The following is a 22,135-nucleotide window of genomic DNA, read 5'->3' as shown; positions in this document are numbered from 1 at the left end:
TTTATACTCTCTCCTCTTCTAGCGGTAGCGTTAGGAAAATACTAGTTCCTTTGCCTGGTTCGCTTTTAATCTCCAGCTTGGCCAGCTGACCATAACGGGATTCAATCGTCCGTTTAACGTAATTCATTCCGATTCCCATCCCTGACTTCTGTTGCTCTGATGTCTTGTTGGTCAACAGTTTTTGAATATGTTCATCGGACATTCCCACTCCATTGTCATGTACGGCAATCTCTATACCTTGGTTCAGCCTGACAATAACCAGGATGTATCCTTCATCGTCAAGCCCATGGTACAGAGAATTCTCAACGAGCGGTTGAAGGATAAACCGGGGTACCTCTTTTTTTAGCAAGACTTCGTCCACCTGGATACGGACATCGAATTGAAAATCATATCGAATTTGCTGCAGCGTCAAATACTGCTTAATAGCATTAATCTCTTCCTCGATGGTAGAAGGACGGCCTAATTTCCCCAGATTATAATATAATAATTTATTCAAAGCCTGGATGAGGCGGTCAATTTCATGCTGACCGTTCATAACCGCCAGCCAGTGTGCGGTATCTAAGGTATTCATCAAAAAATGGGGGTTGATTTGGTAGAGCAGCTTTTCCACTTCCAGATCAACGCGTTGCTTTTCTTTTTCCTTAACTTCGCCGAACAATTCCCAAATGTTTTTCTTCATATTTTGAAATTGTCGCAGTAAACTGTCGAATTCCGGGATCTTCGTTGACTTAAGAGTCACTTGATGCTCGGCGTGCGTCATCATCTTGATTTCGTTATGGAACAAATTAAGCGGCCTGTAGACCATTTTCCACAAGACCCAGGCCATGATTAATGCCACGCTAAGGAACACTAAAGAGAATAGAGAAATTTGAAGGAACCACCTGTTCTTTTCCCGGTTGAAATCCGCTTCCGCAAAAACTGAAATTGCGCTCCAACCTTGCTTACTCTTTTGTTGGAACCAGTAATAATCGTTGCTGTGGCCGGAATTTTTTCCTTTGTCAGATTCAGGGAAAAATGTTCCACTCTTGAACAGACGTGGAACTTCACTGTATATGATCCTCCCCTCCGCATCCAGAAGAATCAAGCGTGAAGAGTTGTTTTGTGCCTCCTCATTATCAAGCATGTTTTTCAATAATTGAAATCCTGATTCAATATAGACATACACATCATCCCGTCCGGGAAAATTCACTTTTCTAAGTACAGACAATACGTATTCATTATCAAGCCGGTTAAAACTTTCGTGCGGCCCGTAGTAAGTAATGCCATAAGATTGGGCAAAAAGAGGCAGTTTGTTGGGAGAAAAACTATACTTTACTGGGAAATTGGTGAAATGATAGGTTTGATCTTTATCAAAATAGTACATAGCAAGGCCGATCTCCGGATTAGTGAAGGTGATCAAATTCAATTTACTTTTGAACTGATGCTGCAATTTCATCCGACGAAACGGTTCCTCCGTCCGCATTAGCTCATCCAGTTCTTTCAGGATGGTGCCTTCGTAAGCAAACTGTTGCGAGATGTGATTAAGGCTACTGAGCGAGTTATCCAAGGATAAGGTCACTTGCTTAAGATTACTTTGGATACCTGTTTCAAGTTTATTGGTTAGAATCGAATTGATCGTATAATATGAGATCAAGCTGATAAAAACAAACGGAATCAACGAACTTATTAAATAAATGAAAAAAATCCTTTTCTTCAAAGTCATCTCAGGAACACCTTGTTTTCTATAGAATCGTAGTCAAGAGATATCAGTGTTTTCAATTCCCTTAGTAGATTGGTATAAAAGCTCTATCACTGAGAAATATACTATGTATGTAAAAGTAACTTATATCTCTGCAATAGATTTAGTGTATTATGACAGACTGGAAACGATACCTTTCCAGATTGTAACATACTAACTATAAGGAGTTGAACTAAGTCAATTAATATTTAGTTATAACTTTCAATTCAACACTTTTGAAAATTAAGGACCTAGATAAGATATTTACTGACCCTATTGTATTGCTCGTAGACCTTCTTTATCAGTCTCTTATCATCAAGGTTCTTCATTTCTGATCTCTCAATCTTTTCATACCATTCTGTCTCATGTCTTGCATCCAGATCTTCGAGCACTTTTTAGCACTTCTTTCTTCTACTTCACCGCTCGCTCTACCTGTTTTGTCGACATATTTTCTCTTAGTCCTCGCTGGTCACAAGTCCAAACTCTCCAAGTTCCCGATATTCTTCATCTAAGCCTTCAATTGAAGTCCGTCTGTTATTCCAAAACCACTTGTTTTTATTCATCTAGAACCACATAACAGAACAAAAAAGCAACTCCCTTGTTGGCAAGTCGCTTTTAATAAAATCTATAGTGAATCTTTAGTTATTATCTAAAATCCTAGCGCTTCGCCTTATAAAACTCATGATAAAGCTTCATCAGTGCCCTTTTCTCTATCCTTGAAACATAACTCCGCGAAATCCCAAGCTCCTTGGCAATTTCCCTCTGCGTCCGCTCTTCTCCACCTGTATCCAATCCAAACCGACCAACGACAACTTCTTTTTCCCTGTCATCCAATATATCGAGATTTCTATAAATCTTGCTCTTCTCAATCTTAAGATCGACCTCTTTAATGACATCATCAGCTTCAGAGCCAAGGATATCGATAAGTGTAATTTCATTACCTTCTTTGTCAGTCCCAATTGGGTCGTGCAGAGATACATCTTTACGAGTCTTCTTCAAGGATCTTAGGTGCATCAGAATTTCGTTTTCAATACAACGGGCAGCAAAAGTGGCCAGCTTTGTGCCTTTGTTCGGACGGTAGCTCTCGATGGCTTTAATCAGGCCGATCGTGCCGATGGAGATCAGATCCTCCATGTCTTCCCCAGTGTTATCAAATTTCTTTACTATATGGGCGACAAGTCTCAAATTGTGCTCGATAAGCAAATTTCGGGCTTTAGCATCCCCTTCAGCCATCATGCCTAAGTATTTGCTTTCCTCCTGCTCCGAGAGCGGCTGTGGAAATGCGTTGTTCCTTACGTAGGATACCAGCAACGTCAGTTCTTTGATTAGCAACGCGATCGTACTTAAGAATCCAGGCAACTTGGCGACACCTCCCGCACTTGTACAATGAAACCGATCTGTTAGCCTTACGGGTTCATGGTCATCTTATTGTATGTGGGTAGATGCCTAGAAGTGCATGTACGGGGGAAATTGTACAACTCCTATATTTTTGATTCATTTGCTTCGACAATGAAGCATCTGATCCCGCTGATAAATGGTGTATTGTCGGGATTTTAATAGATTAATAGAGCGTTTTGCAGACCAACTAACAGCTATTAATGTTGTACTTTTCATGTTGACTTTTCAACATATAGTGATTAAAATAAACAACGCACACTAAATATAGTATTAATATGATTTTTCAGTATTTTTAGCTTATCTATTCAATCTTTACAGTATTTAAAGTAGTTTTAATATATACAGGAGGAGAGACTCCATGCTAGTCGCATATGATTCGAAAACGGGAAACGTCAAACGCTTCATTGGTAAGCTTAAGCTGCCAGCTGTGCAGATTGAAGAGCATATGACCATTGATGAGCCCTACGTGCTTATTACATATACCACCGGCTTTGGACAGATTCCAGAGAAGGTGTCTATTTTTTTGAAGAACAATTATTCCAATTTGAAAGGCATCGCCGCCAGCGGCAACAAGAACTGGGGCGAGCTGTTCGCACATAGCGCAGACTTGATTGCAGATCGGTACAACGTACCGGTTATCGGTAAATTTGAGCTATCGGGCACATTTGGCGATGTAGAACGAATTAAACAGGAGGTGAGCCGAGTTGCGGCATATTGAACTAAACAACATGTTGATGAAGAGAGACGAAACTGGTTTCTTTCAATTGGATAAAGACCTTGAGGCAGTAGCCGAATTTATGCGGGATGTAGAACGGCGGAGCTTGGTTTTTGAGAATACAAAAGCCAAGGTTGATTATATGATTGAACAGGATTTCTACGAAAATTTTTACGAACAGTACAGCTTGGCTGAGATTGAAGAAGTCTACCAAATTACCCATTCTTACAACTTCAGCTTTCCATCCTATATGGCAGCTTCGAAGTTCTATACGGATTACGCTGTAAAAAGCAATGACCGCAAGCAATATCTGGAGCATTATCCGGACCGTGTGGCGGCAGTTGCCCTTCACCTAGGACGCGGGAACGCCGCTACTGCCGGCATGCTTGCCCGTTCGATGATGGAGCAGCGCCTGCAGCCAGCGACGCCTACCTTCTTGAATGCCGGCAAGAGCCGGCGCGGTGAGCTTGTCTCCTGCTTCCTGATCGAAATGGACGACTCGCTTAATTCGATCAACTATGTGCTCAATACCTGCATGCAGCTATCGAAGATCGGCGGTGGCGTGGCTGTCAACCTGTCCAAGCTCCGTTCCCGCGGAGAGACCATCAAGGGTGTCGAAGATGCGGCTAAGGGCATTATACCTGTGCTCAAGCTGATGGAAGACGGCTTCTCCTATGCTGACCAGATGGGTCAACGTAAAGGCTCTGGAGCCGCCTACTACAACATTTTTGGCTGGGATGTTCTTGAATTTCTCGACAGCAAGAAGATCAACGCCGACGAAAAAACAAGGCTCAAAACCCTGTCCATCGGCCTGATTATTCCAAATCGCTTCTATAAACTGGCGAAGGACAATGAACCGCTGCATGTATTTGCCCCTTACAGTGTGTACAAGGCCTACGGCACGCATCTTGATGACATGGATTTGGATGATATGTACGATAAGCTTTTAGCCGATCCTCGTGTCAAAAAGAGAAAAGCCATGAGCGCGCGGGATATGCTGACCAAAATCGCCATGATCCAGCTGGAATCTGGCTATCCATATATTATGAACAAGAGCAATGCCAATGCGGCCCATGCCCTGAAAAATGTCGGACAGATCAAAATGTCCAACCTCTGCACGGAAATCTTCCAGCTGCAGGAGACTTCAGAGATTAATGATTACGGGCAGGAGGATACCATCCGCCGTGATGTAAGCTGCAATCTGGCTTCTTTGAACATTGTCAACGTGATGGAGCATGGCAAAATCCGTGAATCGGTACATGAAGGTATGATCGCCCTGACCGCTGTCAGCGATATGACCAGCATCTCCAATGCCCCAGGCGTAGCCAAGGCCAATAAAGAGATGCACTCGGTCGGACTTGGCGTGATGAATCTTCACGGCTATCTGACCAAGAACAAGATTGCTTATGAGAGCGAACAGGCTCGCGATTTTGCCCGGACCTTTTTCATGACCATGAACTACCATTCCCTGGAGAAAAGCATGGAGATCGCTGCCGCAAGCGGCCACTCTTTCCATGGATTTGAGGCCTCTGATTATGCTACAGGAGTTTATTTTGAGCGTTATCTGACAACAGATTACCGCCCTGTAACGCCAAGAGTACAAGAGCTGTTCGGAGATATTTTCATCCCATCCCCTTCGGACTGGGAACAACTGCGGGATGCAGTAAAAGCAAATGGCCTGTACCATGCTTACCGATTGGCGATTGCGCCAACAGCCAGCATTTCCTATATTCAAAATGCCACTTCAAGCGTTATGCCTATTGTAGAGCAGATTGAAACACGGACATATGCCAATTCAACGACTTACTATCCGATGCCGTACCTGCGTCCAGATAATGTATTTTTCTATAAATCGGCTTACCAAATGGATCAGTTCAAGGTGATCGATCTGATCGCGGAAATTCAGCCCCATATCGACCAGGGCATCTCGACTGTTCTGCATGTGAACAGCGATGTATCAACCAGAGAACTGGCCCGCTCCTATCTGTATGCGGCGCATAAAGGCCTGAAGTCGCTGTATTACACCCGGACCAAAAAGCTGTCCGTCGAGGAATGCCTCACCTGCTCGATCTAACTGGAAGGCTATAGCCGCAGAAAAGGAGATTGCCATATTATGACCGCTATCCAAGCCGTAAACTGGAACCGTCCCGACGACGATTTCTCATTGATGTTCTGGAATCAGAACATTATGCAATTCTGGACGGACGATGAAATTCCATTATCCGATGATAAAATGTCCTGGCTCACGCTTAGTGAGCAAGAAAAGGACTCCTATATGAAAGTGCTCGGCGGCCTGACACTGCTGGATACGATTCAAGGCGGAGTAGGTATGCCGCAGATTATGGAGCATGTCGAAGGCCTTCAGCGCAAGGCTGTGCTTGGCTTTATGGGCATGATGGAACAGATCCACGCCAAATCGTACAGCAGCATTTTCACCACTTTGTCCTCCACGGAGGAGATTGACAGTGTATTCAGCTGGGTAGAAGAGAACCCATACCTGCAGTTCAAAGCGGAGACGATATCGCAATATTACAAAAAAATAGACTCACCCAAAGACCTATACCTTGCTATGGCAGCCTCCGTGCTGCTCGAGAGCTACTTGTTCTATAGCGGCTTCTTCTACCCGCTTTATCTGGCCGGCCAGGGCAAAATGACTTGCAGCGGTGAGATTATCGACCTTATTCTTCGGGATGAGAGCATCCATGGGGTATATGTCGGTGTACTGGCGCAGGAGATCTTTGACGGGCTTCCAGAGGACGAGCAACGCGAGCTTCACCAGCAGCTCGTTGACCTCCTTAGACTGCTGCATGAGAATGAAGAACGTTATACCGAGCAGATCTATGCTCCCATCGGACTAGTGGAAGAGGTTAAGACCTTCCTTAGATACAATGCCAATAAAGCTATGATGAATCTGGGCCATGATCCGCTATTCGACGAGGAAGAGATCAACCCGATAGTTCAGAATGGTATCAGTACCCACACTAAGCAGCATGACTTCTTCTCGAAAAAAGGCAACGGATATGTCCGGGCGCTTAACGTAGAGCCGCTAAAGGATGAAGATTTTCAATTTTAAATATAGATAAAGCAAAAAAGTGCGGAGAAAATTCTCCGCACTTTTTGCTAACTGTAATATTAGATTATTGCAAGCTTTTCAGGTATGTTCTAGCTTCTTCGTAGGTATCGTAAGCATCTGCAAAATCTCTACCAAAAATACGTTTCAATTGCATCTTCCAAATTGGGTTTTTAGTTACATAGGCCCATCCTGCTTGACCAGCTTCACTCGCCATCGCACCTGTAGGGGCTAGCATAGCTGCAACCTCAGGAGTAAGTACACTTTTAGAATCAGTTACATCAGTTGTTCCTGTAAATTTAGGTTTAACAAGCTTCATGATATTTTCAAAATCTTTCAGGTATCCTTGAACATCTTCAGCTGAAAAATCGATAGATACTACATCGATATGGTTCTCATTTTGGTTGTACTTAATTGTGTATGGCATAATTATTTTTCCTCCAAGTTTTAACGTTATTTTTTTAATAATAGAGATGAAATGTATGTAACTTCACAGACAAAAAATACCCGCCCCATGCTTTTTCAGGGCGACGACATCTACTTCCTGTATTGTTTTTATAACAACACCCTTTCTAGAATATTAACTAATACATATTACCTATATTATTATCGACAAATTTCTTTTTTTATTTATATTAAAATACAATTTTCTACAAATTCCAACATATTCATGGTCATATTTTCCTTAATTCATTCATTTTTGTGTATCTGCTGTCTCTTGCAACCATTCAATTTGCCAACATACGAAGAATCTGTTTTTTTAGACAACTAAAAAAGGCTCTGCGTGCGACTTCCGATTCCAATCCAGTCATCCTTCAGGTTTTTGGAATCAGAATACGCCGCAAAGCCTCTAATACTATATTTTAGTTGTTATATAAGTAAACAATCCGGAATTACTTTGTTGCGGAATAGCCCCCGTCAATCACATGTGCTGTACCTGTAATAAACGAAGCCTCATCACTTAGTAGGAAGCATGCAAACGCAGCTACTTCCTCAGGCGTACCGTATCTACCCAGAGCCGTTCCAGATGCGATAAGAGATTGAAGCATCTCTACATCATCAGACAACAGCTTTTCATATCTGTTCATGGTTGGTGTAGGGATAGGTCCTGGGCAAAGAGCATTTACTCTAATGTTACGGTGACCCACTTCTTTGGCAACCGATTTAGTCATCCCCACAATAGCATGTTTACTTGCTGAATAAGCTGCATCGTTGGCCATCCCGATAAAAATACCATGCAAAGAGGAGCAGTTTAGAACGGAAGCTCCAGATTTCATATGAGGTAATGTATAATGCAACATGTAGAATTGGCTAGTGAGATTTGTCTGAATCACTTTTTGAAACAACAACGGATCATAGTCTATAACATCCGTATTGTCTCCTGTAATTGCTGAGTTATTATATAGGCAATCAATTTTTCCATAAGCTGCTAATGTTTGATCTACGATATTTTTGCAGTCTGCTTCGAGAGAAACATCTGACCGAACAAACATCGCTTCCCCACCTAGAGCCTTAATTTCCTCAACTGTGTTAGCGCCGGCATCTGATCGATTGGCAACTACTACAGTACCGCCCTCTCTTGCTACTCTTAAGGCTGTAGCTTTTCCGATTCCGGTACCTGCACCTGTAATAATAACTACTTTGCTCTCAAATCTGTTGATACTCATAAGTGCACCACTTTCTTATGTCTTTTTCAGGAGGAGGATTCGAACCTCATAGACCCTAATATCGCCTGATTCAATATGAATTGGAACATTTTTGCAGAAAAATCGACAAAATTATCCTCTATATGACAACTTTATTGTATTTAATTGTATATAGCAATCAATATTTTAATCTACTTTTACAACAATTGAGAATTTATTTTTAATCGTCATAAAAAATACACCCCTTAGAATTCATCAGATAAACCAGAAGTTTTATCCAATGCTTATTCTAAGGGGTTTGATAATTTGTAAATCCGTCGTTGTTAATGAAACCATATTCCAAATAAATTATTTATTGGCTTATAGATAAAAATAATTAGAAACAACGGACTGGGGATGTTCAATTTCAACAACGAACAGAAGGTCGCGCCAAGACCCAAAATCCAAACTATAAAGTATATGCTAAGATCACGTACTCGGCGCTTTCGAATTAACTTAGGTAAATCAAGTGCCATACAACCTATAGCAATCACCAAAAAAAACAGTAATACCATTTCTCTCACTCCTTGATTTGTTCAAGAAAAGAATTATCGGTTAGACCAACGCGGTTAATAACTACTGAGGCACTATAATGGATGGGCAAGGATTTAAGGTAATCTCCGCCCTTCTTGTGCTGTAGCTTGGCCCATGCTTTAGGGCTGTCATGATAGATCGATTGTCCAAATCCCATAATATCAACGTTGAAGCGATTATTTACTTGCTCCACAGTGTATTGCATCCGCTCTACAATCCGTTCCTCTGTTTCCTTTTCCAAACGTCTTATGGTGCTTTCCGATTCCAAATTCTCTGTACTATGCACTTCTTCAATATTGCAAAGCGCCTTAACATTAAGGTAAATATGCGGCTCCCCATCAATAATTTTCACTTTGCGCTTGGTTGAAGCTTGGATCGCTTCGATAACAATGGGCTTTCCGTCTTCTCCTGCTATCGGGCCAGAATGTGCGGTTACCTTATCGTTGATATAATTGTAACCGATCGTTTCACCCTCGTTTAGCCAACCGATCAGTTTGTCTTTTCTGAACACAGCCACAGTATGGTATTCCAATCTCGCCTTTGGCATCGTTCGCTCTACATTGCTTTTTTCTTCCCCATCTTTTGGATTTCCCATCACTTCCACTCCGGTCAGTACAGGATTTTCACCTTGAGACAATAAATTTTCAATAAAATCATCTAGTGTGACGGCGACTGTTTTTGCTGAATCTTTATAAGAATTATCTAGGGAACTAAATAATTTGTTCGCTGGTAATTTATCCATAGGTGTAAGGACATTCAAGACATCACTGGCAGTAGTACCTCTGGCAACCAAAACGTAGAAATCCATACGTGGTTCCCGACTTCTTTTAAATACATCCAGTATCTCGCCCACTCCAGAGCGGGCAAGCTCCTCCCCAATAACCAACACCCGGATATGACCAAGATAACTTGTCCTGGAACTATCCAGATTCAACATACGCTGTGCATCATAAAACGTAGGTACCGTGAATTTATAAACAACCACAGGGACTCCAGTGCCTCCCCCTCCTCCAGTCGATTGTGAGGAAATCGCAGACGGAATAACGACCTGCATCGAAACTGTATAACCCTTTTCAGCCTTGTCAATCCCTATCCCCAGTACAAAGGCTACTTCATTCAGCTCCTTCCTTTCCCAACAACCACTTAGCACCAACGTAAATTGGAGAGCTATCATCAATTGGAGAACGCCTCTAACTAATTTTTTATTCATTTTTTTGATTCCTCATCACTGGTTCTACTTTGACGAAATAGGTTCTGCGTCTTGTTTTCGACGGGTCTTGTCTTTAGTAAAGGCCACGGAAAGCGAAAGATAGAATCCTTTAAGTCTTTGGAATTATAAGGCCCAAGCGGACTCATATAAGGCATTCCGAAAGAACGCAAGCTCGATAAATGCAACACGATGATAAAAATACCGAATAGAATCCCATATAATCCGATAAATCCGGCCAAACCTATTAGCACAAAACGGATCATCCGGGCAGCTATAGACATTCCTGTCTCCGGAATAACAAAACTAGAAATCGCTGTGAGCGATACAATAATGACCATTGCAGAAGAAATAAAACCCGCTGCAACTGCGGCTTGCCCAATCACCAACGTTCCGACAATGGATATCGCCTGTCCAATGTTTTTGGGTATCCGAACCCCAGCCTCCCGCAAAATCTCATATGTCATTTCCATGATCAGCGCCTCGACAAAAGCAGGAAAAGGAACACTCTCCCGCTGGGCAGCTAAACTAATTACAAGATTGGTCGGTATCATCTCCTGATGATACGTAGTAATTGCAACATATAATGAGGGAGCTAGCAAAGTAATAAAAAATGAAATAAAACGAACTAATCTCAGCAAAGTTCCAATATCAGCCCTTTGGTAATAATCCTCGGCAGACTGGAAAAACGCTACAAAAAATGTGGGAACCAGCAGCACAAAAGGAGTTCCATCGACAAGAATAGCCACTTTTCCTTCCAAGATACCCGCTGCAATTGTATCCGGACGATCACTGTTGTATACGGTAGGAAAAGGTGTCACTGCCGTCTCTTGAATAAACTCTTCAATATATCCACTCTCGAGGATACTATCCGTATCAATTTTATTCAGACGGCGTTTTACTTCTTGCACCAAATCCTTATTCGCGATGTTGCTTAGATACATAATAGATACGCTGGTTTGAGTCACCCTTCCGATCTGGACGGTTTCCAGCCATAAATGGCTATCTTTGATTTTCCGCCGAATCAGTGCCGTATTCGTCCGCAAATTCTCAGTGAATCCTTCCATGGGTCCCCGAACAACCGTTTGTGAGCTAGGCTCCCCTACATTACGATCTTCCCAGCCAGGTAAACCGATCCGGAGAGTGGTGGATGTCCCATCGAGCAGCAGCATTATACTACCGGACAATAATTCGTGTACAAATTGGCTGAAATCAACGATGACGGTTAGATCACCAGCTATTAATATTTGTTTCTTAATGATCTCAATTTTCTGCTCGGGCTCAAGCTTCCCTAGCTGTTCATAAGGAATATGTTCCTGCAAAGAATACAAAATTGAATTATGCAGAACCTGAGTATCCACAAGACCATCTATGTAAACCAAAGAAATATGAGTATTTTCTTCTATCTGTAACTCTTTTATCACTACATCAGAACTTTCGCCCAGCAATCCGTACAACTGATCAATATTGGTTTTCAATCGGTTTGATAGTCTGCCAGTCTCCGAACTCTTCATGATGCAGCCTCCACTTCTCTATAGATAGATGAGTATAGTTTGATGTTAATTATGATAATTATTCCTCCGGAATAAAAATCGGGTTGGCATAATTCTGGTATCTACAACCATACTAAAACTAGTCCAATAAATTTGAGGGGGTATATGAGTTTGGAGAAAGATAGAATTAGTACCAATCAAATGATTATACTCGGGCTATTCACATTTATTGGGGATATGGCGCTTGTGTATCCGGCATTAATGGTAGCAGGAGCGAAACAAGATGCATGGATCGCTGCTTTGATTAGTATTCCCTTGGGTCTTGCGAGCATAAAACTGTTGATTTACTTAGCAGATATTGAACCCAACAAGAATATTATCGAGCTTAGCCTACAAATTTTAGGAAAGTGGGTTGGAACTGCTGTAGCCTTGTTCTATCTAGTGTTCTTCCTGATTGCCGCTTCCACTTACATAAGAGAAATTGAAGATTTCATGTGTACACAGATTTACGAGAAAACACCCGGTGGTGTTATCCGTTTCATGGCTATTTTCCTACTGGTATATGGCGTAAGACTTGGTCTGGAAACATTGGGGCGGGCAGCTCAGCTTTTTTCCCTTTATTTGCAGTTTTTTTGATCGGTCTTCTGCTTCTGCTGACGCCCAATGTCAGAATGGAGCGTTTATACCCAATCATGAACACACCAGTGCCGGATATGCTCCATACTTTGATGTATGGTGTTTTTTATCCTTTTGGCGAATTGTGCGTGTTTCTTATGATATATCCTTATGCTCAGAAGAATAGCAAAACAAGCCGGGATATTTTCATAGCCCTGATCATCGGAGCTCTGGGACTTAACCTCATCTTATTTTTTTCACTTACCGTTCTTGGTGTTTACGCTTCTGAACATCAATTTTATGCCGCATACATTCTTGCTCAAAAAATTAATATTGCAAATTCTCTGCAACGTATCGAGGCGCTTATGGCTACAACATGGATTATCAGCACATACTTCAAAACTGCCATTTATTACTATGCTTTAACTTTAGGTACAGCCCAATTATTTAAACTCAAAAGTCACCGTCCTCTGATCATACCCACTGGATTTTTGTTATTTGGAATGTCACAACTGATTGCTAAAGACATCATTTTCTATGTAAAGGAAATCCCCACCTACTGGGTAGATTGGGATTTCACCTGTGCATTTGTTCTACCGCTTATGTTGCTTATTGTGTATCATTTCAAGAAACGTCATGCTGCCAAGGCTTAAATAACCTCTCTCCCTAAAATAAAAAAAGGACAGCTATTGGGCTGTCCTTTTGTTCATGAATTTCTTACACGCAGTAATGTTATTCCTTCTTATCCAAAGTAATCGACGATGGTGTTACATCCCGAATTGGCTCTTGAGCTACTTCAAAAGTTGATCCACAGCTCGGGCAAAAACGCGCCTCAATTGCCACATTGCCACCGCATGCTTTACATTGCTTCACATCGGACAAACCAGCAATTTGCGCAAGATTAACCTCAATCTCTGATTTCAGTTCAAGGATACGGGAAATATTCTTCTCGATCTGCTCACTCGGCAGTGGTCCTGCACCTTGGGTTACAGCTTCAAACAACAGTTTACCCATTACCTGATACTGCTGGTCAATGTCATTCTGCTTGCTGTTGTTCTGTAATTTCAATCGATTGATCTCCACCACTGTCTTTGCTTTATTCCCAGCCTCGCTTACGCCTGCCTTTACCTTGTTAAAAAAGCTCATATTCAGCCCCCAATTCCGTAGTAGTCATAATATAAGCATATTTCGACACCTTCACAAGTATTCCTTTCTTTATTGTACTTAACTTCAACCACAATTTGTAGTTCATCCACAATTATGAACTTATTTCCCCCGCCTTCCTGCGGGAACGAACCTCGACTCAGGTCTGGTAACAAAAACCGTCTTCAGGCTGTTTTGCCACATTCGAAAAGACTTTACAATGAGTACATAAGCAAGCGGGTAGCAAGATTCAATAACAATCACCCCCATAAGAGAGGATGACAATAATAAATGAAAAAATTATATCGATCCAGAAGTGATCAAAAAATTAGTGGTTTGTGTGGAGGACTTGCTCTTTGGTCAGGCATTGATGCCACAGTACTCCGTCTCGTGACCGTTGCTGCAGCACTTTTCAGCTTTGGTACAGTCCTTATCTTTTACATCATCGCCAGCATCATCGTCCCTAAAGAACCTTTTGGCAGCTTTTCAGATGGACCTGATTTCTACTAACAGACCGTCATTCATTCACAATCAAACATACTAAGGAGAGATAAAACATGAGTCTATTCAAAAGAATTTCCACCCTTACCAAAGCTGCCCTACACGAAGGTCTTAATAAATTAGAAAATCCGGTGCTGCTAACAGGACAGTATCTGCGCGATCTTGAGAACGAAATAGCTACTGCAGAACGCAATGAGCGTGATTTAAAGGTTACAGCGAGTGTATTGGAACGCCGTAAGCAAGAATATACTCAGTTGATAGAGCAAAGCGAAGCTGAAGCCGTTCAAGCGCTTGAGCAAGGAAATGAAGAAAGAGCACGTCTTGCACTCATCGCCAAGCTGCGGTATACAGAACAACTAGATGAAAGTATCAATAGTCAGGCACAAACTCAGCAATCCCTGGCAGAGCTGGAGATCAATATCGCTAGAGCTAAAGAAGAACGCGAACATCTTAAAGCGAAAAGAACCGAGCTTATCGCTCGCGCTCAGCAAGCTACAGAAACACTAAGCTCGGCTCCTCATAGCAACAGTGTAAAAGGACCAAATGTGGGTACCGCTTCACGCGGCTTCGAACGAATGGAAGAGAAAATTTTCGAATGGGAAGCTCTGGCGGAAAACTCCAAGTATAAATCCAACTCAGGCGCAGGCGTAGCTTCATCCATTGATCCCAACCTTCGTAGTGCCGTAGATGATGAAATTGAACGTATTCGCAACCGGAAAATGAATACTGACAAAAAATAAATATACTAACAAGCCCCTTATTTCTCAGCTACTGAGCTACATAAGGGGCTTGTTTTTTCTATTCCTCTTCATCCCTCGTATCATTTTTTTCGTTTCCGGATCTACACGATAAGACTCTGTGATTTTCTGCAAAGCCTTGTTATAGGTGAAATCATCTAAGTTGTTGGTTCTCAAATAATCTATCGTAGCCGCAGGCAACTTTACATAACACATTGAAAGCGCCCAAGAAACCGCCATTTTTACATAATATCCTTCATGTCTGACCTTATCGAGAAGTTGTAGAATCCGTCGGATGTATGCCTCTTCGATAAAAAAATTTAACATCATTACTACTGCAAATCGAATCTCATATTCTTTTTCAGATGAAAGATAAGGCACTATAAAGTCCCACATCTGCTCTTTATTCTTTCTCGTAAACTTCAGGCCAGTGCAAAAGCTATCGCATACCGACCAGTTATCGATTTTAGGAATAAAGTCCGCCATATAATGCAGAATCTCTTCAAGATCTGTCTTCACATAACCAAGCACCATCCCTTGCAGCATTATTTCTTCAAAATAATCAGACTCGGCTTGCTCCAAATAAGCTCTCCAGTCTCCCTTTGCAATGGTTTTGGCGAGCTTACGCAGCTCCGGTAGCCTGACCCCTATCACATTATCGATTGTGGGAAGTAAAGCCGCAGAAAACTTCTGGTAGTCCGCGTCAGCTAACTCCACGAGCTGTTCCTTTATTGTTTTGTCCATGAAAGTACTCCCTGCTTTTTAATTATTGAAATGAAATCTCCCACAAATATATGGAGGCTACTGAACCGAGTGGTGAGTACCGAAGACGGTATTGTTCAAATTGCTCTTTGGTAAGCGTATCAAGCCCATACAGCTTCATCATGCCACGACGGATAGCGATATCTCCCCAACTAACTACATCTGGACGCTCCATACAATTAATTAACATCATCTCTGCTGTCCACTTGCCAATGCCTTTTAGCTTCATGAGTTTTTGAATAACCTCTTGATCGGAAAATCCATATAACTCCTCCAGCTTAAAATCACCCTGCGCGACCAGATTAGAAATATCATGAATGCATAATGCCTTTTTCATCGTCATGCCGCAACCCTGTATCTCATCCGCTGTGTGTATAGATAGCTGCTGCGGAGTTATTTCTCCGAATTGAGACTGCATTCTTGTCCAGATGGTCCGAACGGCTTTGACTGATATTAGCTGACCCACTATGGCATAAATAAGCGCAGTGAAAAGATCCGGAATAATCACACGCTCCACTTTCCCCATCCGCGCTATCGCCGCACCTAGCACTGGGTCGACACTTCTTAGGTAATCCATTTCAACTTGCCCATATTCAAAAAATTTAGTAGTTACAGCGCTCAAAATATTACCTCCCGTATCTGAGCTTAATAATAATATACAACATCTATTTTGCAGTGTACGGATTCTTGAATAGGATAGCAAGATAACGAGACTATCAAGTCAATTCAATATATTGTTATAAACAAGAAAATTATGGTGATAAAACTGCATCTTTATATTAAACTATGCGTAGAATAGTTATCCAATATTCATAACATGTGGATTTTTTACACAAAAATACTTTTTTATCTTAGGGGGAATTGTAAAATGGCATTTTTAGTCGTAATTTGTTTTCTCGCTTTTATTACACTTGGAATCATTGGGATTGTCTCGGCAATACGTAAAAAACCTGCAAAGATTAAATTTCTTTTATCCCTGCTATCGTTCATTTTAATGATTGTATTTACAGTGGTTGGAGGAAATTCCGACTCAGATAAAACTCTTCAAACAGCAGATACGTCTAGAAAAACTTCGACAAACAGCAATGATAATTCAACTACTGTAAGTGCTGAAGTCCAAAATGATGCTGAACAGGTTAAGGCTGACGCAGAAGCAAAGGCTGCTGCAGAGGCGGAGGCAAAGAAAAAAGCAGATGCAGATGCTAAAGCTGATGCAGAGAAAAAAGAAAAAGAAGCTGCTGCTATCAAAGCCAAGCAAGATGCGGCTCTTGCACAAATGGTGAAAACTGTAGATGAAGTTGAAGGCATTACATGGTATCAAGATAAAGAAGCGCCAAAGTACATCAATGAAAATGGCATTTACGCTTATTTTGGAATCAAGGATGGACAAATAACTTCTGGGCTACGGTTAAAAATACAATACACCGGTGATAGCTGGATATTCATTAAGAATTACATCTTTAATATAGATGGTCAAAAATTTGAAATAAATCCTGGATTTATGGGAGCAGAAAGAGATATGAGCACGGATATTAATAGTCCGGGGGTTTGGGAATATCATGATGAAACACTCAACAAATCACAAATCAAGATGTTGACTCAGCTCATTGAATCCGAGAAAACCATTATGCGTCTTGAAGGAGATCAACGGAAAGAGGATAGAACCATCAGTGCAAGCCAAAAAGCAGCACTCAAACGGGTACTTGATGCTTACATCGCTGCTGGGGGAGAAGTATAGCGTTTAACTATAATTAATAACCACAGCCCTAAAAGCCATGACAATTCTATTATGTAGAATATCATGGCTTTTCTCTTGTACTTGTACTAGATTGTATTTATCATTTTACTACTTTAATATGAATGTATATATGATAGATAAGGAGCTTTACGAATGGACTTTATAGCAATTGACTTTGAAACGGCGAATTCCAGTCGATCCAGCGCCTGTGCTTTAGGACTCGTGGAAGTAAAAGATGGAAAGATAACAACAGAACATTCTTGGCTGATCGATCCCAAGCAGCGGTTTGACGGCATGAACATTTCAATACATGGCATCACCCCCTCCATGGTAATCGGTCAACCCACCTTCGATGAACTGTGGCCTACCGTTGAACCTTTGTTGCACGGGCAAATCGTCGTGGCACATAATGCCGCTTTTGATATGAGTGTACTGCGATATTGCCTCGATGGAATGTCCTTAAGCTATCCTAGCTTTCAATACTTATGTACATATTTATTAGGCAAAAAAATGCTGCCCGAGCTCCCCTCTCATAAGCTTAATGTAGTCTCCGAGCATTTCGGCATTCAGCTGAAGCACCATGACGCTCTCGATGACGCGCGCGCTGCAGCCTCGGTACTGTTAAGACTTATGGAGCAAGAATCACACCGTGATCCGCTTTCGCTCTCCAGCAGCCAAGGATATAATAGCGGAACTATGTTTGCTGGTGGGTACACTCCTTTTTCTGCTCGAAAGAGTAAACCGGCTAAGAGACCTGTGAACAAACAAAGAACGAACAACTTCTATTTGTAATAAAATGTTTCGTTATTCAGCAAAAAAACACCCAACCGACTCACTGCCGGTTGGGTGTTTGGATTTACAGGGAAGAACTATCAGCGATCAGTGAACATCCCATCGGTTCATCCTGATCACCAACCAAGATCAACACAACACACTAGATCTTCATCCGATAGACTGCTTTATTCTCCAGTCCTCTAATGAATGGCGTCCATTCTTCGGTTTCTGGTGTGGTATCCAGAGCATCCTCCACCATTTGCAGCTTCGCATCCATCGCGTCGATATGATGCAGAGCGACCGCTTCAGCCGTCTGCGGCTGAACAGGACTGCCCCATTCTCCCAAATTATGGTGTGACAATACGAGATGCTGTAACGCCAGAACCTTCTCCGAATTCAAATCAATATCTAAGCGGATAGCTGCCTCCGTAATCCAATTAGATGCCATCGAGATATGACCAATCAGCTTACCCTGTACGCTATATTCCGAGACAATTCCGAGCTGAGAGATCATCTCCTCCGGCTTCGCGATATCATGCAGAATAATTCCAGCCTTCATTAAATCTGGATTCAAGAACGGACGCTGCTTGCACAGAAAATCCCCGATCTCGAGCATACGAACCATATGATAAGCAAGTCCGGCAAAATAAGCATGGTGATGCGTCTTGGCAGCCGGATAATGCATCAATTTCTCTTCCACTTTGCTTACACAAAAGGAGACAATTGAGGCAATCTCCGGATCTGTGATGCTTGCCATAACCCCTTTAATCGTATGAATAAGGTCTACTGGACGAATAGGAGCGGAGCGAATAAAATCCGTTAGCGCAACGCCATCCTCATCGTTCACCAATCTGATTTTGGTTACTTTGATTTGCAATTTTTCACGATAAGTGTGCGCAATCCCACGAACCTTCACCAGTGCCATAGGAAAAAAAGTTTCTTTATCGGTTGTGCTGACATCCCAATATTTCGCGGACAATTGTCCACTGGAATCCCCCAAGACTAGGTCAAAATAATCCTTTGGAGGGGTACCGTTCGTTTGTTTGATCGCTAGCTCTCTTAAGAGATAAAAGCCAACAAATTCATCCTGTGGAGCGAGCTGTTTAATTTGTGTCATGTTGAAGCCTCCTATTAATAACAGGCTTTGTACCTGCTCTCTATATTAAACTTTAGACACTCACGTCCAAAATCCCTTTAAATCACTATACGATCTATTTTCATTTTTATGTACAGGTAGATAAAGGAGGTTACTCCACAGGCCATAATATGGCTCTAGAATAACCCCCTTTATAGATTAACTATTGATTGAAAATTGCTTATTTACCAGCGGATTCAAGCGCTGATTTAATAGCTTCTACCACTTTAGCAGATACTTCTTTCTCGGCATCATTATTTCCGAAGGCTGCTGCGCGATATCCATACTTGTGTAAGCTATAGCCTGTTGAAGTCGACTCAATCTCGCTCTTCACAGCCAGCTCAGCGTCAGTCAACTGGTTAACTGCTCTGGTGCTTCCGTTTTTATCTAGATAGTAAACGAGCATTTTAACAGGAACGCCATGTTCAACATACGTCATAACATTTACAAGCTTATCAGCACTTACACCAATGAAGATTCCATCGAAGTAAGCCGCTTTATTAGCTTCAACAATCTCAGCTTTCCCGTATGCTCTATCCACCGCAGTCTTAAGAGCTACACTACTGCTAGTTGCACCGGAAACTGCATCCACATCTTGAACAGCTTCTCTAGTACCTGCTGCAAGGATGCTAGTAGTCAATTGCGGAATTGCTTTTACCACTTCTGGGTAAGCTGCTTTACCTCTATCTACAAGATTCATTCCTACACGATATAAGGCAACGTTTACGATCTTACCGTTACGCAGTGTAACGTCTGCTCTGTTTGTTCCTTTATCATAGGCATCTCCAAATGCAGTGAAGGTTCCGTCTTTATAAGTACCTTGAACTTTGGATGCGTTGGTCAAAGCATCCGTCAGTGCAGCTTTAGCAGCTGCGGATAACTCTTCTTGACCTGTGATATCGGACATTTGTACACCTTTAGCAAGTAATCCTGAAGTAAGTGTACCTACCAGCGATTTTTGTTCTGCACTTAATTTGTCATCAGCAATCAGCTTGCCGTCAGTTCCAAACAAGCTTAGTTTAATGTTTGTGACTGCATCTGAAGCAACATCTACAAGCAATAACACTTTAGACTGGTTATCTACACCTGCAAATTTGCCGTCAAAATAATTAGCTTCACCAGGAACTTTCAGCGCTTTTTCAAAAGCTCTTTCTACAGCCTGGTTCCAACCGTGACTGCTTTCTGTAGCTCCGGAAATTCCATCAACCTTCTCATCATAATTAGCGAAGTAAGATCCGTTTCCGAGCAGCTTAGCTGTCATAGGAGCATTAGCTTTTACAACGTCAGCATAAGCCGTTGCACCTCTGTCAATTAGGTTGTTCCCAAGTCTGAACAGCTTCACATCCACTAGCTTACCATTGCGGATCACGATGTCAGCTCTTTCAACACCAACACTTCTTGCAGTTCCATAAGAAGAATAGAAACCGTCTACATAAGCAGAAGTATTGTCAATCTTAGCATTCTGCTCAGCATCCCAGAAAGCATTAGTCGCAGCTTTAAAGTCGGCTTCTAGTCCTGCGACAGGCTGCGCAGCTGTTCCTTTAGCCAGCAACGCTGGCGTTATAGCTGCAACTGCTGCAGATTGCTCAGCTGTGTAGGCCTTCTCATCCACGAAATCACCGGCACTGTTCAGCGGGTACACTTTAACAGCTGTGAGCTTATTGGATTCGTAGGTTGCAAATACTGCATATTTACCTGTAGGATCTATGCCCATATGAACACCATCAAAGTAAATTGCATCTGTATCTTTCACTGTTAGAGCTCTTTCAAACGCTCTGTCTACAGACAATTTCCATCCATTACTAGAGCGGGTAGCTCCCGAAACAGCGTCTACTGCTGCTGCTCCATCTCTTGTTTTTCCTAACAATTTATTCGTCATCAATCCATAAGCTTGCCATAAAGCGCTATAGTTGTTACGAGCATCTCTATCGATCAGCTTAGGGCTGGTTCTCAGGAGATCAATGCTAGTGATTTTTCCATCTTTAATTTCGATCTTAGCGCCTTCAGTACCTTTGGAGTATGCATCGCCATACGCTACGTAAACTCCATCTTGATATACATTTTCTTTAACTGTAACCGGCAATGTTGTTGGCTCAGGCTTAGCAGTCGCAGCAGGTGCTACTGTAGCAGCAGGTACTGTGGTTGCTGCTGGTGCAGCGGTTGCTTTTGGCGTTGTAGCTGGTTTAGCTGTTGCTTTTGGTGTTGCTGCCGGAGCCGCAGTTGCCTTTGGTGTTGCTGTTGCTTTTGGTGTTGCTTTTGGTGTTGCTACTGGTTTTGCCGTTGCTTTTGGTGTTGCTACTGGTTTTGCTGTTGCTGCTGGTTTTGCCGTTGGTTTGGCTGCTGGTGCTTCCGCTTCTTCAGAAGCTGCTGATACTGCATCCACCTTCAAGTTTAAAGCAGGCACATTAAGTGTGTAAGCAAATGGCGCTAACAATATTGCCGCGCTAACCGTTAAAGAAATTAGTTTTTTCAATAAAATTCTCCTTTACCAAATCCCCAGTGATATATAGCTTTTCTTAACTAAACTTACCTTTTACGGCGCCCCTTCTCTTCTTATGAAGCATTACTTCTCTCTTCATAAGAATTCATCCCCCCTCTCATGCCTTTGCGCTATCCATCACTTTCCAAAAAATAATGTCTAAAATCTATTCATTTCTTCCTTTTAACAAAAAGCCGCATAAAAAGGTGAAATAATTCACATATAATGTTAGAAAAGAATGAAGACGCTTTTTCAATCAATTTCTGGTTTGATACTACCAAACTTTTCCGTCATTCCTCTGTATCTAAAATCACATACCCTATAAGAAACATCACTATTTGCTCATAAATGTGATTTTCGATTATTTTTTCCAAACAAATACATCCCACTTCTTCTTCCCTATGTAAATAAAGTGATTTCGATTATTGTGAA

At 41.9% G+C, this 22,135-nt stretch carries 18 protein-coding genes and 1 pseudogene; 8 read left to right on the top strand and 11 right to left on the bottom strand.

Annotated features, from left to right (window positions below; genetic code table 11):
* Position 1: 1 nt before the first annotated feature.
* On the bottom strand, positions 2–1,633 hold the full coding sequence (locus R50345_RS07000; protein WP_331281358.1) for a sensor histidine kinase: 1,632 nt from the start codon (positions 1,631–1,633) through the stop codon (positions 2–4).
* Positions 1,634–2,374: 741 nt separating this feature from the next.
* Positions 2,375–3,076, bottom strand: a complete 702-nt coding sequence (sigK, locus tag R50345_RS06995) for an RNA polymerase sporulation sigma factor SigK (protein WP_042125228.1) — start codon at positions 3,074–3,076, stop codon at positions 2,375–2,377.
* Between the two features lie 397 nt (positions 3,077–3,473).
* On the opposite strand from sigK, the gene nrdI reads away from it, so the two are divergent.
* From nrdI to nrdF, 3 genes are read left to right on the top strand one after another with little or no spacing between them, the layout of a single operon-like run.
* Positions 3,474–3,833: a class Ib ribonucleoside-diphosphate reductase assembly flavoprotein NrdI gene (gene nrdI / locus R50345_RS06990; RefSeq protein WP_042125226.1), complete on the top strand. Its 360-nt coding sequence runs from the start codon at positions 3,474–3,476 to the stop codon at positions 3,831–3,833.
* Positions 3,820–5,904, top strand: a complete 2,085-nt coding sequence (nrdE, locus tag R50345_RS06985; protein ID WP_042125224.1) for a class 1b ribonucleoside-diphosphate reductase subunit alpha — start codon at positions 3,820–3,822, stop codon at positions 5,902–5,904. Before nrdI ends, nrdE begins: the two co-directional genes overlap by 14 nt.
* Before the next feature lie 39 nt (positions 5,905–5,943).
* Positions 5,944–6,903, top strand: a complete 960-nt coding sequence (gene nrdF / locus R50345_RS06980) for a class 1b ribonucleoside-diphosphate reductase subunit beta (protein WP_042125222.1) — start codon at positions 5,944–5,946, stop codon at positions 6,901–6,903.
* A 64-nt stretch (positions 6,904–6,967) separates the two neighbouring features.
* On the opposite strand, the gene R50345_RS06975 is transcribed toward nrdF, so the two are convergent.
* The 4 genes from R50345_RS06975 to R50345_RS06955 form a co-directional block, all read right to left on the bottom strand.
* Positions 6,968–7,327, bottom strand: coding sequence for a hypothetical protein (locus R50345_RS06975; RefSeq protein ID WP_042125220.1), 360 nt, complete (start codon positions 7,325–7,327; stop codon positions 6,968–6,970).
* Between the two features lie 466 nt (positions 7,328–7,793).
* Positions 7,794–8,567, bottom strand: coding sequence for an SDR family NAD(P)-dependent oxidoreductase (locus R50345_RS06970; protein WP_042125219.1), 774 nt, complete (start codon positions 8,565–8,567; stop codon positions 7,794–7,796).
* A gap of 538 nt (positions 8,568–9,105) precedes the next feature.
* Positions 9,106–10,329, bottom strand: a complete 1,224-nt coding sequence (locus R50345_RS06960) for a Ger(x)C family spore germination protein (protein ID WP_042125215.1) — start codon at positions 10,327–10,329, stop codon at positions 9,106–9,108.
* Positions 10,326–11,840 (bottom strand): spore germination protein, encoded by a 1,515-nt coding sequence (locus tag R50345_RS06955; protein WP_042125213.1) that lies wholly within the window; start codon positions 11,838–11,840, stop codon positions 10,326–10,328. The genes R50345_RS06960 and R50345_RS06955 overlap by 4 nt, the downstream gene beginning before the upstream one ends.
* A gap of 144 nt (positions 11,841–11,984) precedes the next feature.
* Here R50345_RS06955 and R50345_RS32410 point away from each other — a divergent pair.
* Positions 11,985–13,087: pseudogene (locus R50345_RS32410) on the top strand (GerAB/ArcD/ProY family transporter).
* A 79-nt stretch (positions 13,088–13,166) separates the two neighbouring features.
* Here the strand turns inward: R50345_RS32410 and R50345_RS06945 are convergent.
* Entirely contained in the window at positions 13,167–13,580 is a 414-nt protein-coding gene (locus tag R50345_RS06945; protein ID WP_042125211.1) for a zinc ribbon domain-containing protein, read from the bottom strand.
* A 288-nt stretch (positions 13,581–13,868) separates the two neighbouring features.
* Between R50345_RS06945 and R50345_RS06940 the strand changes: the two genes are divergently transcribed.
* Both R50345_RS06940 and R50345_RS06935 read left to right on the top strand, forming a co-directional pair.
* Positions 13,869–14,087 (top strand): PspC domain-containing protein, encoded by a 219-nt coding sequence (locus R50345_RS06940; protein WP_042125209.1) that lies wholly within the window; start codon positions 13,869–13,871, stop codon positions 14,085–14,087.
* Positions 14,088–14,134: 47 nt separating this feature from the next.
* The gene (locus R50345_RS06935; RefSeq protein WP_042125208.1) at positions 14,135–14,818 is read left to right on the top strand and encodes a PspA/IM30 family protein; all 684 of its coding nucleotides are present in this window, start codon (positions 14,135–14,137) and stop codon (positions 14,816–14,818) included.
* Positions 14,819–14,854: 36 nt separating this feature from the next.
* Here the strand turns inward: R50345_RS06935 and R50345_RS06930 are convergent, their stop codons facing one another.
* Positions 14,855–15,559, bottom strand: coding sequence for a DNA alkylation repair protein (locus tag R50345_RS06930; RefSeq protein ID WP_042125207.1), 705 nt, complete (start codon positions 15,557–15,559; stop codon positions 14,855–14,857).
* A gap of 22 nt (positions 15,560–15,581) precedes the next feature.
* Complete coding sequence (locus tag R50345_RS06925; RefSeq protein ID WP_156114742.1) at positions 15,582–16,199, bottom strand: DNA-3-methyladenine glycosylase family protein; 618 nt, start codon at positions 16,197–16,199, stop codon at positions 15,582–15,584.
* A 246-nt stretch (positions 16,200–16,445) separates the two neighbouring features.
* Between R50345_RS06925 and R50345_RS06920 the strand changes: the two genes are divergently transcribed.
* Together R50345_RS06920 and R50345_RS06915 are read left to right on the top strand one after the other, a co-directional pair.
* Positions 16,446–17,315 (top strand): hypothetical protein, encoded by an 870-nt coding sequence (locus R50345_RS06920; RefSeq protein WP_042125206.1) that lies wholly within the window; start codon positions 16,446–16,448, stop codon positions 17,313–17,315.
* A 153-nt stretch (positions 17,316–17,468) separates the two neighbouring features.
* Positions 17,469–18,107 carry a 3'-5' exonuclease gene (locus R50345_RS06915; RefSeq protein WP_042125204.1) on the top strand — a complete coding sequence of 213 codons (639 nt, stop codon included), beginning with the start codon at positions 17,469–17,471 and terminating at the stop codon, positions 18,105–18,107.
* Positions 18,108–18,249: 142 nt separating this feature from the next.
* Here R50345_RS06915 and R50345_RS06910 read toward each other — a convergent pair whose 3' ends face one another.
* Both R50345_RS06910 and R50345_RS06905 read right to left on the bottom strand, forming a co-directional pair.
* Positions 18,250–19,206, bottom strand: a complete 957-nt coding sequence (locus tag R50345_RS06910; RefSeq protein ID WP_042125202.1) for a 3'-5' exoribonuclease YhaM family protein — start codon at positions 19,204–19,206, stop codon at positions 18,250–18,252.
* Positions 19,207–19,405: 199 nt separating this feature from the next.
* Positions 19,406–21,697, bottom strand: a complete 2,292-nt coding sequence (locus R50345_RS06905) for an FMN-binding protein (protein WP_042125200.1) — start codon at positions 21,695–21,697, stop codon at positions 19,406–19,408.
* Positions 21,698–22,135: the final 438 nt, after the last annotated feature.

The organism is Paenibacillus sp. FSL R5-0345 (genome assembly GCF_000758585.1).
Classification (GTDB): Bacteria; Bacillota; Bacilli; order Paenibacillales; family Paenibacillaceae; genus Paenibacillus_AQ.
Note: the sequence above shows the minus strand (reverse complement) of the source record. Positions and strands in the feature narration are given on the sequence as shown.

What these genes read in the sequence shown, in the direction of transcription:
- nrdF (WP_042125222.1), top strand. Translation starts at nt 5,944, where the DNA reads ATGACCGCTATCCAAGCCGTAAACTGGAACCGTCCCGACGACGATTTC.
- R50345_RS06935 (WP_042125208.1), top strand. Translation starts at nt 14,135, where the DNA reads ATGAGTCTATTCAAAAGAATTTCCACCCTTACCAAAGCTGCCCTACAC.
- R50345_RS06975 (WP_042125220.1), bottom strand. Translation starts at nt 7,327, where the DNA reads ATGCCATACACAATTAAGTACAACCAAAATGAGAACCATATCGATGTA.
- R50345_RS06930 (WP_042125207.1), bottom strand. Translation starts at nt 15,559, where the DNA reads ATGGACAAAACAATAAAGGAACAGCTCGTGGAGTTAGCTGACGCGGAC.
- R50345_RS06920 (WP_042125206.1), top strand. Translation starts at nt 16,446, where the DNA reads ATGGCATTTTTAGTCGTAATTTGTTTTCTCGCTTTTATTACACTTGGA.
- R50345_RS06910 (WP_042125202.1), bottom strand. Translation starts at nt 19,206, where the DNA reads ATGACACAAATTAAACAGCTCGCTCCACAGGATGAATTTGTTGGCTTT.
- R50345_RS06970 (WP_042125219.1), bottom strand. Translation starts at nt 8,567, where the DNA reads ATGAGTATCAACAGATTTGAGAGCAAAGTAGTTATTATTACAGGTGCA.
- nrdI (WP_042125226.1), top strand. Translation starts at nt 3,474, where the DNA reads ATGCTAGTCGCATATGATTCGAAAACGGGAAACGTCAAACGCTTCATT.
- R50345_RS06915 (WP_042125204.1), top strand. Translation starts at nt 17,469, where the DNA reads ATGGACTTTATAGCAATTGACTTTGAAACGGCGAATTCCAGTCGATCC.
- R50345_RS06940 (WP_042125209.1), top strand. Translation starts at nt 13,869, where the DNA reads ATGAAAAAATTATATCGATCCAGAAGTGATCAAAAAATTAGTGGTTTG.
- R50345_RS06945 (WP_042125211.1), bottom strand. Translation starts at nt 13,580, where the DNA reads ATGAGCTTTTTTAACAAGGTAAAGGCAGGCGTAAGCGAGGCTGGGAAT.
- R50345_RS06960 (WP_042125215.1), bottom strand. Translation starts at nt 10,329, where the DNA reads ATGAATAAAAAATTAGTTAGAGGCGTTCTCCAATTGATGATAGCTCTC.
- R50345_RS06955 (WP_042125213.1), bottom strand. Translation starts at nt 11,840, where the DNA reads ATGAAGAGTTCGGAGACTGGCAGACTATCAAACCGATTGAAAACCAAT.